Source organism: Pseudoalteromonas amylolytica (assembly GCF_001854605.1).
GTDB classification, from domain to species: domain Bacteria; phylum Pseudomonadota; class Gammaproteobacteria; order Enterobacterales; family Alteromonadaceae; genus Pseudoalteromonas; species Pseudoalteromonas amylolytica.
In genome coordinates this window covers 39,985-53,698 of record NZ_MKJU01000025.1, presented here as the reverse complement: position 1 = coordinate 53,698, position 13,714 = coordinate 39,985, and the positions used below count along the sequence as shown (strand labels likewise).

Here is a 13,714-nt window from a genome sequence, read left to right as displayed (position 1 = left end):
CTTAGAATGTATTACTGATATTAAAACTGATCGTCTTGGTTTCGTCATCATCTTCTTTCTTAAGCGGATATGCGAAACTGATCAGCATGGGGCCCATCGGCGAGATCCACTGAACCGATAAACCGGTAGAAACCCTAAAGCGGGTTGGATCCGAGTAGTCCGAAAGCCTCTTGTATTGATCTTCATGTAAGTTTGAATAGCGATCTACATCAAACTCAGTATCCCATACGTTGGCCGCATCAACAAACAGGCTGGTACGTACAGAACTTGTGTTGTCTTCATCTAAAAATGGCGTAGGCACGATAAGCTCAGCACCCAATGTCGCCTTAGCGTTACCACCGATACGACCACCAGGTACAAGTAAATCAAACTCGCTATCTCCGCCAATATTTGCAGTGGCGGTGCCATCTGGTAAAGTCGAACCAGGAATTTCTGTCATCCTACGCTGAATTGCTCGTGGCAATATGGTATTGCGTTCAAAACCACGTAGTTCGTTCTCAGAGATTCTAAAGAACTCTTGGAACGGCAATGTTTGCTCGTAGCCATTTGTTTCACCATAACCGTTTCCGTATGCAAGACCTGCTCTTGCCGAGAAAACCCATTGATGGTCATTACTGATAGGCCAGTAGAAACGCGAGTCATAATCTACTTTGAAGTAGTTAAGATCCGAGTTTGGTGATGTCGCTCTAAACGTTAAACTTTGACGAGAACCCGCTGTTGGGAACATGCCTCGGTTAACTGTCATACGGGACCAACCAGCACTTAACTCGTATTTAGTAAAGTTATATGCGCCATCAGGATCTTCAGGGTCTAAAAATGCCAGACGCAAAATACGTGTTTGCTCATAATCTGCAATGTAATCCAGCTTTTCGTCTATCCAACGTACACCAAAATTGATTCTGTTTATCGCGTTGATTGGGAAGCCAAAGTTTGTACCTATACCATACTGACGAGAGTCATAGCCGATCAAGCCCAATTTACTACCATCAAAGCTGCTGTAATAAATGCTGCTACCTTGTGATACACCGTCAGGGGTGAAGTATGGGTTGGTATACGAGATACTATAGTTGTTCTGGCTTTTAGAGGTATTGATGTTAAATGCAAGCTGGTTACCCGTGCCAAGGAAGTTAGACTCACTCACACCCACGTTAAACTGCAAGCCACCGTAAGAACCGTAAGCAACACCAGCTTGGAAGCTGCCTGCTGGTTGCTCTTTCACCGTGAAGTCAACATCTACCATATCGTCAGCGCCTGGTAGCGGTTTAACTTCAAAGTCTACCTTTTCCATATAAGGCAAGCGTTGGATCTGAAGCTTAGAACGCTCAAGGTTTTGGTTAGACAACCATGCGCCTTCAAGTTGTGTCATTTCACGGCGTACAACCTCGTCAGAGGTCACTTGGTTACCATTAACAAGAATACGACGAACATACACACGCTTACCCGGATTTACCGATAAAGTGAGCTGTACTTCTTTGTTTTCATCGTCAATTTCTGGAATGGTACGTACTTCAGCATTGGCATAACCAAAACGAGCGAGATAACCTTTGATAAATTCTTCAGAAGAAGTCACGATTGAACCGTTATAAAGCTCGCCCGCTTTGAGTGGAATAATACTTTTGACAAGCTCTTCACGACCCAACAAATCACCGATGAAATCATAGCCTTTAACGGTGTATGTATCCCCTTCAGTAATGTTTGCTGTTACATACACAGACTCTCTTTCTGGGCTAACAGATACCTGTGTAGAGTCGATGTTGAAACGCAGATAACCCCTATCTAAATAGAAGCTACGGATCTTTTCTAAATCGCCCTCAATGGTCTGCTTTTGATAGCGGTCGTTTGACATAAACTTCCACCAAGGCAAATCTTGCTGTGATTCAACCAGCGTAAGTAGTTCCTCATCTGAGAATAGCTCGTTGCCCACCAAGTTGATTTGGCGAATAGACGCGGCATCCCCTTCTTTAAATTCCAGCTTTAAACGCACACGGTTACGGGGTAAATCGATAATGCTTACCTCAATCTTGGCATTATATTTACCAATACTGTGGAAGAACTCAATCAACCCTTTTTCAATATTGTCTATCACCGTTTTATCCAACGGCTCACCAACACGAATGTTTTGCTGCTCTAAGCTTTCATTAAGCTGTTCATCTTTGATGTCTTTGTTGCCATCAAAGTCAATTCCCGCAATAGTCGGGCGCTCTTGAACCTTGAAAATGATTTGCTCACCATCACGAAAAGCTACGATATTGTCAAAATGGCCAGACTTATATAACGCTTTAATAGTCTGAGAAATCGTATACTGATCGACAGTATCACCAACATTTATTGGAATATGCGTTAATGCCGCACCAAGTGCAACACGCTGCAAGCCTTCCACTTTCAAATCTTCAACGATAAAGGAGTTTTGCCCTAATGCGGCAAAACTAGCGCCAAGTAAACTCGTTACTGCAAGATGTTTTTTTATAGGCATTTTATTATCTTTATCCTTTACAACAGTTAGCGCCCTTAGCGCTTTGATGGACGTCACTCACGCCATTCGAGCTACAGCCTCGAGACATCGTTAAGTAATGCAAAACAAGTTAAAGCTATAAGTACTAACGCACCTACCTTAAACCCTAACTCTTGTGTCTTTTCAGAGACTGGTTTTTTACGAATTAGTTCAATTATGTAATACATTAAGTGCCCACCATCCAAGACAGGTAGGGGCAATAAATTAAAAACACCAAGATTTACACTAATTAGTGCTAAAAAGCTTAAAAATGCAACAATTCCATAGCTAACGCTGTTGCCTGCACCAACGGCAATGCCAACAGGGCCACTTAGGTTTTTGACCGACACTTGCCCTGTAATAAGATTACCTATCATGTCAAAGCTCAGGCGGATCAACTCAAAAGTTTTCTCAGCGCCAAGCACCATACTATCCCATGGACCATAATGTCTAGTTTCGATATACCCGTCTGGCCATTTTTCAAGCAGTGGAATAACACCAAGAAAGCCCTGAGATGCACCATTTGGCCCAATTCGTTCCTGTGGTGTGACCGGTAAATCAACTACCCTGTCGTCTCGAGACACACTGAGCATCAGCGACGTATTTGCAGAAGCTTGAATGCGCTGTACAAACGCCTGCCAATCCTCTATTGGCTCTCCATCGAGCGCAACTAAGGTATCATTAATTTGCAACCCAGCTTGTTGTGCGGCGGAATCATCCGCAATATGTCCAAGCGTCAACGTTAGCGCGGGTCTAAACGGCACAATGCCAACGGCATTAAGCGGAGCTTCATCCTGCTTGTCTAATTTCCAGCCATTAATATCTAGCGTTCTAATTGCGATTTGCTGATGGGCATCCTGAACTTTCACTTCAAGGCGCTTCTCACCAAGGTGCCGCATTAAAGCAAAGGTGACATCTTGCCAAGAACTGACTTCTTTGCCAGCCATAGTGAGAATATGATCACCGCTTTGCATGTTAGCTTTAGCAGCGATGGAGTTAGGCTGAACGTCGCCAACAAAGGGTTTGGCATGCTGCACACCTATCATATACATGGCAGCCAATACGATAATCGCAAATAAGAAGTTAGCAATCGGCCCCGCAGATACTACAGCGATACGAGATAAAACAGGTTTATTGTTAAAAGCGAGGTGGCTTTTTTCGGCGGGGACATCATCGACACGTTCGTCCAGCATTTTTACGTAACCACCCAATGGGATCATGGCAATCACGTACTCGGTACCCTGTTTATCGTACCAGCGACAAAGCGGTTTACCAAAACCTATGGAAAACCTTTGAACTTCAACACCTGCTCGCCTTGCTACCCAAAAATGACCATACTCATGGACCGTAACAAGAATGCCTAAAGCAACAATAAATGACGTTAAGTTCCACAGAAAATCAACCATAACTTACCTTATTCGACTTACACACTCATGTGCCAGTGCTCTGGCTTGCGCATCTTGCGCCATGATTTCGTGTACCGAGTTTAAAGAATGTAGCGTGGACTTTTCAAGCACTTCGGCATTTACACGGTAGATATCACAAAAGCCGATTTGTCGGCGCAAAAATGCCTCAACAGCAATCTCATTTGCTGCGTTAACGACCGTTGTAGCTGCTTGGCCAGAGCGACATGCATCAATAGCAAGTGCCAAATTCGGGTATCGAGAAAAGTCTGGCTTGGTAAAGGTAAAGTCGGTAAGCGTAGCGAAATCGAGTGGTTTAACACCCGCGTCAATGCGCTCTGGATATGCCAACCCGTAAGCTATGGGCGTGCGCATATCAGGTTGCCCCATTTGCGCGATGATAGAGCCATCCGTGTACTGAACCATAGAATGGATCATACTTTGTGGGTGGATCACCACTTCAATGTCCTCAGCTTGGCACGCAAACAACCATTTGGCCTCAATGAATTCCAAACCTTTGTTCATCATGGTTGCAGAGTCTACTGAGATCTTTTGTCCCATAGACCAGTTTGGGTGAGCTACGGCTTGCTCAACCGTTACGTCTTTTAGCGTCTTCAAATCGCGGGTTAAAAACGGCCCGCCTGAGCCCGTTAACAAGATTTTGCTGACTCCAAACTGGCTGAGCCCTTGCTTTGCATCTTGTTGTAGCGTGTGCGGTAAACACTGATAAATGGCGTTATGTTCGCTATCAATCGGTAGTAAAGTCGCCCCATGTTGAGCAACTTTATCCATAAACAGCTGGCCTGACATAACTAGGGATTCTTTATTCGCCAATAAGACCTTCTTACCCGCCTCAACGGCTGAAAGTGTAGGTATAAGGCCAGCAGCCCCTACAATGGCAGACATAACGGTATCAACGTCGTTATGAGCGGCTATTTGCGCCATCTGTTCACTGCCGTGCAAAACTTCTGTAGATATATGCGCGAGATTTTCACGTAACTTTTTTGCCGCTTGATCACAATCCATGATGGCAAACTTTGGCTGGTGCGTAACACACAGTTGCGTCATCAGCTCAACATTACGGCCCGCAGCCAAAGCATAAATACTATAACGTTCACTGTTACGTGTGATCACATCTATGGTGGATAAACCTATTGAACCCGTTGCTCCTAAGATAACAACTTGTTCTACTCGTTGGCTCATAAGGTTACCGTCCATGCGTAAAACAGAGCAAATATTGGCGCTGCCGCAGTAAGGCTATCAATTCTGTCCAAAATACCACCGTGTCCAGGCAGGCAAGCGCCTGAATCCTTTAAACCCACTTCACGCTTGAACATGCTTTCGAGCAGATCCCCAACAGCAGAAAATAAAGCAATAAAAACAGTCATTATCGCGTATATTGGCCATAGCTTCTGTTCCACCTGCGCAAAGTGGCAAAATATCACCACAAATATAACGGCAGTGATCACGCCACCGATAAGGCCTTCAATGGTTTTATTTGGACTCACATTCGGCATTAGCTTGTTTTTACCAAAGTTTTTTCCAGCAAAATACGCTCCAATATCCGCACTCCAAACAATACCGAGCACCACCATAATCAGCGTTGACCCGTATTGATGAGCCTGTTGATATTCCGCACTGCGCAATACATTAAGCGCAAGCCATAAAGGCACCAGTGTCAACAAGCCTGCCACAGCCCGCATTACGATTCCCTCACTCCAGGCTTTTGCCATTCGGGGGTATTTTATAACCAAGAAGGTAGCGACTAGCCACCACGCAAATGCCAATGTAAAAACATAGTTGGCATCAGCTTGCAAGCGTCCGCCTTGCCACAAGGTAGTGATAGGCCAGTGCCAATGCAGCAATAGCAGCACACCAGACATTAAAATCACAAAGCCACTACGCTGCTTTATCGATGATAGGCCAATAAAAGCGGACCATTCCCAAGCGCCGAGCAGTACAATCGCACCGGCAATAAAACTAAATAACGCAAGCGGTGTATAAAACACCAAAAGCATCGCCAGTGGCGCAAGTACCACTGAGGTTAAAATTCGTTGTTTTAGCAAACTAATTTACCTTTAACTTGTTGTTTTGGACGCAGCGAGTAGTTGTTTTATTTGATCGCCGGTGCAGCCAAAGCGCCTTTCTCTAGATACATAACAGGCAATTGCCTCTGAAAACGCCTCGTCGTTAAAATCTGGCCATAAAGTATCTGTAAAATAAAGCTCAGCGTATGCTGCCTGCCAAAGCAAAAAGTTACTAATGCGGTAATCACCGCCAGTTCGTATCAGTAAATCTAGTTCGCTTTGGTTTGCCATTGTAAGATGTTTTGAAATTTCATCTTCCGTGACTTGTTCTGGTGTTAAGCTTCCTTCCGCCACCTGTGTCGCTAACTTTTGTGCAGCCTGAGTTATATCCCAACGGCCGCCATAGTTAGCAGCAACATTAAGTTGTAGTCCAGTATTCTCACTCGTCAACTGATGTGCGGTATTAATTCGTTCCTGCAAAGATGCGGGAAAACGCGCTAAATCTCCGATTACCGTCAATTTAACGTTGTTTTTATGTAGTTTCTTAACTTCTTTTGTCAGGACTAATAAAAACAGCTCCATCAGTGTACTAACTTCATCTTCTGGACGACGCCAATTCTCGCTGCTAAATGCAAATAGTGTCAAAGATTCAATGCCCAAATTTGTGCAAAACTGCACAGCGTTGCGAACTGAATCAACACCTTTCTTATGCCCATATGTACGAGGTCGATTTCTCGACTGCGCCCAGCGACCATTTCCATCCATAATGATGGCAACATGTTTTGGCAAAGATTGCTGTGAAATTGTTTCAGCGTTTAAAACCATAATCCCGATTTAGATAAAAAAAACGCCGCCTAGTATACCCCAGACGGCGTTGCAAAACTAATAAATTTACAAGGACCTGTTGCCCCTTCAAGATTGAAATTTAGCCAATCCAGAAAGATAAACGGGTCTGCTATTAGATTTCCATCAACTCAGCTTCTTTTGCGCTCAATTGTGTATCCATTTCTTTAACAAACTTATCTGTTAGCTTTTGAATTTCATCTTCTGCTTGACGTGCTTCGTCTTCAGAGATTTCTTTGTCTTTTAGTAAGGCTTTAATGTCGCCATTTGCGTCACGACGAATGTTACGAACCGCAACACGGCCGCCTTCCACTTCGCCGCGTACAATCTTAATTAAATCTTTACGACGTTCTTCCGTTAGTGGAGGAAGAGGTACACGAATAATAGTACCCGCTGACATTGGGTTTAAGCCTAAATCAGACGACATAATCGCCTTTTCAACAGCTTGTGCTAAAGACTTATCAAATACACTGATTGTTAGTGTACGTGCGTCTTCTGTAGATACATTCGCAACTTGGTTTAGCGGTGTATCCGCACCATAGTAAGAAACGGTAATTCCGTCTAAAAGAGCTGGGTGAGCACGGCCAGTACGGATTTTAGATAATTGGCTAGCAAGTGCTGCTACGCTTTTTTGCATGCGCTCCTGCGCATCTTTTTTAATATCGTTAATCACAATTCAATCCTAGTCTTAACTGATTATTCCGAGGCTGCAGAAGAGATCAAAGTACCCTCTTCTTCGCCCATGATTACGCGTTTTAAAGCGCCTGGTTTGTTCATGTTGAATACGCTCAAAGGCATATCGTGGTCACGGGCTAGCGTAAATGCCGCTAAGTCCATCACCTTTAATTCTTGATCAATCACTTCATTATACGTCAAATGACGGTAAAGTGTGGCGTCTGGGTTCTTCACAGGGTCATCACTGAACACACCATCTACCTTAGTGGCCTTAATAACCGTGTCGGCTTCAATTTCAATACCACGTAAGCATGCAGCTGAGTCAGTGGTAAAGAATGGATTACCCGTACCTGCAGAGAAAATAACCACTCGGCCAGACTTTAACAAGCTGATAGCTTCAGCCCAGTTGTAAGCATCACATACCCCGTTTAACGGAATAGCAGACATCAAACGAGCGTTAACAAAAGCACGGTGTAGCGCATCACGCATTGCTAAACCGTTCATCACAGTAGCAAGCATCCCCATGTGGTCACCCACAACTCGGTTCATACCCGCTTCTGCTAACGAGCCACCGCGTAAGAAGTTACCACCACCGATAACTAAACCCACTTCTACGTCGAGCTCTACAAGTTCTTTGATTTCTTGTGCCATGCGATCCAACACTTTTGGATCGATACCAAAGCCTTCATCTCCCATTAAAGCTTCACCGCTTAATTTAAGAAGAACGCGTCTAAAAACAGGTTTTCGATTGATAGTCATATTTTTCGGGCCATTTGTGAAAGTGAGATAAAAAATAACCGCGCTTATGATATTCATAAATGCGCGGCTATTTTAAAGAATTTTCAGCATCGAAGCAAAAGCAAATCGAGGAAACACCATCGGTATTTGCCTTTGCTACTGAACAAAATTATTCGCCTTTTGCAGCAGCGATTTGTGCAGCAACTTCTGCAGCGAAGTCTTCTTCTTTACGCTCGATACCTTCACCAACTTCTAAACGTACGAAGTTAGATACTGTAGCGCCTTTTTCTTTAAGGATTTCGCCAACAGTTTTCTTAGGTTCCATGATGAAAGCTTGACCAGTAAGAGAAACTTCACCAGTGAACTTCTTCATACGGCCAACAACCATTTTCTCAGCGATTTCAGCAGGCTTGCCTTCGTTCATCGCGATGTCGATTTGTACCGCTTTTTCTTTTTCAACTACGTCAGCTGGAACGTCTTCAGGGTTAACGTACTCAGGCTTAGAAGCAGCTACGTGCATCGCAACGTGCTTAAGTGTTTCTTCGTCAGCTTCACCTGCAACAACAACACCGATACGCTCACCGTGACGGTAAGTAGCTAGGTTAGCACCGTCGATGTACTCAACGCGACGAACGTTGATGTTTTCACCGATTTTAGCAACTAGTGCAACACGTGCGTCTTCGAACTGTGCTTGTAGTTCTGCAATCGTAGTTTTAGATGCAGCAGCAACGTCTAGTACAGAGTTAGCGAACGCTAGGAAGTTAGCGTCTTTAGCTACGAAGTCAGTCTGACAGTTAACTTCTAGTAGTGCAGCGAAACCTTCGCCTTCTTTGATAAGGATTGTACCTTCAGCAGCGATGTTACCCGCTTTTTTAGCAGCCTTTGCAGCACCGCTCTTACGCATGTTTTCAATCGCCAGCTCAATGTCACCATTGGTTTCAGTTAGCGCTTTTTTACAATCCATCATGCCAGCGCCAGTACGCTCGCGTAATTCTTTTACTAGGGCAGCAGTTACAGCCATTAGAATATCCTCAAATATGAATTCTGTTTTAGGGAAGCGGAATAACCGCTCTTCAAGAATATCAAGTCTTCACCTCAATTAGATGAAGACTTGATGACAGCTAATTACTCAGCTTCTACGAAATCGTCGCTTTCAGCTTGAGCAACGATGTTGCTTTCACGGCCTTCAGTGATAGCAGCAGCTACTGCGCCAGTGTAAAGCTGGATAGCGCGGATAGCGTCGTCGTTACCTGGGATGATGAAATCAACACCATCTGGGTTCGAGTTAGTATCAACTACAGATACTACTGGAATACCTAGGTTGTTAGCTTCGCGAATTGCGATGTGCTCGTGGTCAGCGTCGATAACGAAGATAGCGTCAGGAAGACCGCCCATATCTTTGATACCGCCAAGGCTCTTCTCAAGCTTTTCCATTTCACGAGTTAGCATTAACGCTTCTTTTTTAGTCAGCTTTTCGAAAGTACCGTCTTGGCTTTGAGTTTCAAGGTCTTTAAGACGCTTGATTGATTGACGAACTGTTTTCCAGTTAGTCAACATACCACCTAACCAACGGTGATTTACGAAGTACTGATCACTTTGAAGAGCTGCTTCTTTAACTGCTTCGCTTGCAGCGCGCTTAGTACCTACGAAAAGAATTTTACCTTTGTTAGACGCAGTGTTCTGTAAGAACTTAAGTGCATCGTTGAACATAGGAACAGTTTTTTCTAGGTTGATGATATGTACACGGTTACGAGCGCCGAAGATGAAAGGCTTCATCTTAGGGTTCCAGTAACGAGCTTGGTGACCGAAGTGAACACCAGCCTGAAGCATATCGCGCATTGAAACGTTTGCCATTTTAATTTCCTCTAATAAGTTAGGGTTAAGCCTCCACATATCCCATAGCACCAACATGCTCAGAAATTACCAAGACATGCACCCAAGTGTATGTGTCGATATGTGTGTGTGTTAATATGAATGTGTTTATCTTAAATACAAACAACCCCGTAAGATTTATTTGTAAAAAGACGGCGCGCTTTATACCATATAAAAGTGCATAACTCAACGATAAGTACAAAATTTGTGCGTTGTTGCTAACTTAAAAATACCGACTTGGAGTGTCAATGAGTGCAGTGATTAAAACCCCTGAAGAAATCGAAAAAATGCGTATTGCTGGGCGCTTAGCCGCAGAAGTACTAGAAATGATTGGGCCATATGTGAAGCCTGGGGTCACTACAGATGAGCTAAATACAATTTGTCACGATTATATTGTTAACGAACAAAATGCGATACCAGCCCCACTGAATTACCATGGCTTTCCGAAGTCAATTTGTACGTCTGTGAATCACGTTATCTGTCATGGTATTCCTAACGATAAACCGCTAAAAGAAGGCGACATTATTAATATCGATGTCACCGTAATTAAAGACGGCTACCACGGCGATACCTCAAAAATGTTCTACGTTGGTACTCCCACCATTCAAGGTAAGCGTTTAAGCGAAATCACTCAAGAGAGCCTTTATCTTGCCATTAAGATGGTTAAGCCTGGGGTGCGTTTAGGTGATATTGGTGCCGCGATTCAAAAGTATGCTGAAGGGTTTAATTACTCTATTGTGCGCGAATATTGTGGCCACGGCATTGGTAAAGAGTTTCATGAAGAGCCACAAGTTATGCACTATGGTAAGCCGGGCACCGGTGAGATGTTAAAAGCAGGCATGTGTTTAACCATCGAACCTATGGTCAATGCTGGTAAGCGCCAATGTAAGTTGCTAAAAGACGACTGGACTGTTGTAACCAAAGACCGTAGTCTATCAGCTCAGTGGGAACATACATTATTGGTCACTGAAAATGGCGTTGAGATCCTTACCCTGCGTAACGACGAGACAATTGATAGAGTGATTGAACACTAGGAGCCTTAGGTGGCACTGCCTAACAGAGTAAAAAAGCTGCTCGACAATGCCGAGCAGCTTAATGATTATAAAGATTGTTCTGCTTATTTTTATAAATGGCTACACAACGAATTTTCTAAGCAACCTGTACGAAACCTGATCAACGCTCGCGCTGAGTTTATTGACCGCCTGTTAATCAAGTTGTTCAACGACACAGGTCTTGCCCAATACCCAGAAATCGCCCTGATCGCAATTGGAGGCTATGGGCGAGGTGAGCTTCACCCTTACTCTGATATCGACTTCTTACTGTTGGTACAATCGCCACCCGATGAGCAACTTACCAATAATCTAGAGGCTTTCGTGACGTTATTGTGGGATCTCAATCTAGAGATTGGTCACAGCGTACGTACACACGAGCAAGTTCTGGAACAAAAAAAGCAAGACGTTCACTTTACTACCAGCCTACTAGAAAGCCGCCTGATCTGTGGCAATCACATTGAATTTGAGCGTTTAAAAAGTCACATCATGGAAACGCCTATTTGGCGCTCTGATGAGTTTTTTCTCGCCAAGCTCGATGAGCAAAAAGTTCGCCACCGAAAGTGTCATGGCACCGCCTACAACCTTGAGCCTAATGTCAAAGAGAACCCCGGTGGCTTGAGGGACCTACAGACTATTTTCTGGGTCGCGAAAAAGCACTTCCACGCTGAAACCCTCGAAGAGTTAATCAGCCACGGCTACCTCACCCATGAAGAGTACCAAGAACTTTTAGAATGCATTGAGAATTTGTGGAACATCCGCTTTGCGCTACATTTAGCGGCTGGTCGCAACGAAAACAGACTGCTGTTTGACCATCAACCTAATGCGGCGGAGCTACTGGGCTTTGGTGCCGAAGGTAAAGCCTCAGTAGAGCGCATGATGAAACGCCTGTTTAGGATCATGAGTCGGGTTCGCGAAATGAACCAAATGCTGTTGTCTTATTTTGAACAAAGTATCCTGCCAGATAGCGCTGAGCAGACCGCAGTACCGCTGGACAGAAACTTCGAACGAGTTGGCAATAAGATCCGCGTTAAAAACCCTTCGGTGTTTTTCAGACGTGAACAATTGTTTGTTCTATTTGAACATATTGCTGACAACCCTGAAATCATTGGCATTGACCCTAACACTATCAGAACCATGCGTCAGGTACGTCGCAGACTGCTTGGCGACTTACAAGATTATGCCGGTTGTCGAGACGCGTTTTTGCGCCTGCTAAAGCACCCCAACGGGATGGGCCGCGCATTTACACTGATGCACAAACACGGATTGATCGCTGCCTATTTGCCACAATGGCGAAATATTTTCGGTCAAATGCAATTTGACCTTTTCCATGCCTACACGGTCGATGAGCACACGCACAAACTCGTAAAAAACATTTATCAGTACTTTGATAAAACCCAGCCAAGTGACTTTCCTATTTGTAGCGAGATAGTCACGCGGATGGATAAACCAGAGTTACTGTACTTAGCGGCAATATTTCATGATATTGCTAAAGGTCGTGGTGGTGACCACTCAGAACTAGGGGCGGTGGATGCCCAAGCGTTTTGTAAAATGCATGGCTTTACCACCTCAGATTCACGTCTTGTCGCTTGGCTGGTCAAAAGTCACCTGTTGATGTCTGTCACGGCACAACGCAAAGATATCAACGATCCGGACGTCATCAATGAATTTGCCTCACAGGTTAAGAACGAGCGTCAGCTCGATTACTTATACTGTCTAACCGTTGCGGATATTCGAGCGACCAACGACAACTTGTGGAACGATTGGAAGAATACCCTGTTGCGTGAGCTGTATTTACATGCTCAGCGAGCATTGCGTCTTGGCCTTGAAAACCCCATGGACATGCGCGATCAAATCCGTGATAAAAAGCGCCAGGCTAAACAACGACTGATTAATAAGGGCTTTGAGGAAGAGTTTATTGATTTGAGCTGGTCACGCTTTAAAGCCAATTATTTTACGGCATTTAGTGAACAGCAAATCTCTTGGCATAGTGAACACTTACTTAAGTCAAAAGACTTGAGCCAAGCAAGCGTAATGGTCAGTGAAAAGCCACTACATGGCGGCACGCAAGTATTTGTATATAGCCCCTATGAGGCCACACTATTTGCCAAACTAGTCAGCGTCATTGGCTCTAAAAAAGCGCAGATCCAGCACGCTCAGGTGATGACCACCAAAGACGGTTACGTGGTATTTAGTTTTGTGATCCTAGAGGTGAACGGCAATCCGGTTGCCAGTACCCGCGCCAACTCTATCCGTAGGGGGATCGAGGCGGTATTACAAGACCCTAAAAAGAAGATACGGCTTAAGAAGAATCGCTCTCAGCGCTTTAAAGATTTTAATATTAAACCAAAAGTTATTGTGCGACCTCATGCGCGCAGTGACAGAAACCTTATTGAAATCCAAGCGATTGATATCCAAGGTTTACTAACTAAGATCGCTGAAGTATTTCAAGCCAATTCACTGCATATTCATGCCGCGCGGATTACAACCGTGGGCGAACGTGCAGAAGATTTCTTTGTGGTATCCGATGAAAATTACAAAGCGCTAAGCGAAGAACACAAAGCCGAATTACATCGTGATTTAATGAAAAAATTAAACGCAGAATCCGAATAAAAG

At 44.2% G+C, this 13,714-nt stretch carries 11 protein-coding genes; 2 read left to right on the top strand and 9 right to left on the bottom strand.

Annotated elements, in window-relative coordinates; translation table 11 throughout:
* Nucleotide 1 precedes the first annotated feature (1 nt).
* The 9 genes from bamA to rpsB form a co-directional block, all read right to left on the bottom strand.
* Entirely contained in the window at nt 2-2,473 is a 2,472-nt protein-coding gene (bamA, locus tag BET10_RS06635) for an outer membrane protein assembly factor BamA (RefSeq protein ID WP_070984251.1), read from the bottom strand.
* A gap of 71 nt (nt 2,474-2,544) precedes the next feature.
* Nucleotides 2,545-3,897 carry a sigma E protease regulator RseP gene (gene rseP / locus BET10_RS06630; protein WP_070984249.1) on the bottom strand — a complete coding sequence of 451 codons (1,353 nt, stop codon included), beginning with the start codon at nt 3,895-3,897 and terminating at the stop codon, nt 2,545-2,547.
* Between the two features lie 3 nt (nt 3,898-3,900).
* The gene (ispC, locus tag BET10_RS06625) at nt 3,901-5,097 is read right to left on the bottom strand and encodes a 1-deoxy-D-xylulose-5-phosphate reductoisomerase (protein ID WP_070984247.1); all 1,197 of its coding nucleotides are present in this window, start codon (nt 5,095-5,097) and stop codon (nt 3,901-3,903) included.
* Nucleotides 5,094-5,960, bottom strand: a complete 867-nt coding sequence (locus tag BET10_RS06620; RefSeq protein ID WP_070984244.1) for a phosphatidate cytidylyltransferase — start codon at nt 5,958-5,960, stop codon at nt 5,094-5,096. The genes ispC and BET10_RS06620 overlap by 4 nt, the downstream gene beginning before the upstream one ends.
* 12 nt (nt 5,961-5,972) lie before the next feature.
* Nucleotides 5,973-6,746, bottom strand: a complete 774-nt coding sequence (locus BET10_RS06615) for an isoprenyl transferase (protein WP_070984242.1) — start codon at nt 6,744-6,746, stop codon at nt 5,973-5,975.
* A 133-nt stretch (nt 6,747-6,879) separates the two neighbouring features.
* Nucleotides 6,880-7,437, bottom strand: a complete 558-nt coding sequence (gene frr / locus BET10_RS06610; protein ID WP_070984239.1) for a ribosome recycling factor — start codon at nt 7,435-7,437, stop codon at nt 6,880-6,882.
* Nucleotides 7,438-7,460: 23 nt separating this feature from the next.
* Nucleotides 7,461-8,198, bottom strand: a complete 738-nt coding sequence (gene pyrH, locus BET10_RS06605) for a UMP kinase (RefSeq protein ID WP_070985565.1) — start codon at nt 8,196-8,198, stop codon at nt 7,461-7,463.
* Nucleotides 8,199-8,346: 148 nt separating this feature from the next.
* A complete protein-coding gene (gene tsf, locus BET10_RS06600) occupies nt 8,347-9,198 on the bottom strand; it encodes a translation elongation factor Ts (protein WP_070984237.1) in 852 nt (283 codons plus the stop codon).
* A 104-nt stretch (nt 9,199-9,302) separates the two neighbouring features.
* Complete coding sequence (rpsB, locus tag BET10_RS06595; RefSeq protein ID WP_070984234.1) at nt 9,303-10,031, bottom strand: 30S ribosomal protein S2; 729 nt, start codon at nt 10,029-10,031, stop codon at nt 9,303-9,305.
* Nucleotides 10,032-10,297: 266 nt separating this feature from the next.
* Between rpsB and map the strand changes: the two genes are divergently transcribed.
* On the top strand, nt 10,298-11,083 hold the full coding sequence (gene map / locus BET10_RS06590; RefSeq protein WP_070984232.1) for a type I methionyl aminopeptidase: 786 nt from the start codon (nt 10,298-10,300) through the stop codon (nt 11,081-11,083).
* A 9-nt stretch (nt 11,084-11,092) separates the two neighbouring features.
* Nucleotides 11,093-13,711 carry a [protein-PII] uridylyltransferase gene (glnD, locus tag BET10_RS06585; RefSeq protein WP_070984229.1) on the top strand — a complete coding sequence of 873 codons (2,619 nt, stop codon included), beginning with the start codon at nt 11,093-11,095 and terminating at the stop codon, nt 13,709-13,711.
* Nucleotides 13,712-13,714 lie beyond the last annotated feature (3 nt).

Bases quoted from the DNA above. Each gene is read 5' to 3' on its own strand.
- map (WP_070984232.1), top strand. From the start codon at position 10,298: ATGAGTGCAGTGATTAAAACCCCTGAAGAAATCGAAAAAATGCGTATT.
- bamA (WP_070984251.1), bottom strand. From the start codon at position 2,473: ATGCCTATAAAAAAACATCTTGCAGTAACGAGTTTACTTGGCGCTAGT.
- pyrH (WP_070985565.1), bottom strand. From the start codon at position 8,198: ATGACTATCAATCGAAAACCTGTTTTTAGACGCGTTCTTCTTAAATTA.
- rpsB (WP_070984234.1), bottom strand. From the start codon at position 10,031: ATGGCAAACGTTTCAATGCGCGATATGCTTCAGGCTGGTGTTCACTTC.
- tsf (WP_070984237.1), bottom strand. From the start codon at position 9,198: ATGGCTGTAACTGCTGCCCTAGTAAAAGAATTACGCGAGCGTACTGGC.
- ispC (WP_070984247.1), bottom strand. From the start codon at position 5,097: ATGAGCCAACGAGTAGAACAAGTTGTTATCTTAGGAGCAACGGGTTCA.
- BET10_RS06615 (WP_070984242.1), bottom strand. From the start codon at position 6,746: ATGGTTTTAAACGCTGAAACAATTTCACAGCAATCTTTGCCAAAACAT.
- rseP (WP_070984249.1), bottom strand. From the start codon at position 3,897: ATGGTTGATTTTCTGTGGAACTTAACGTCATTTATTGTTGCTTTAGGC.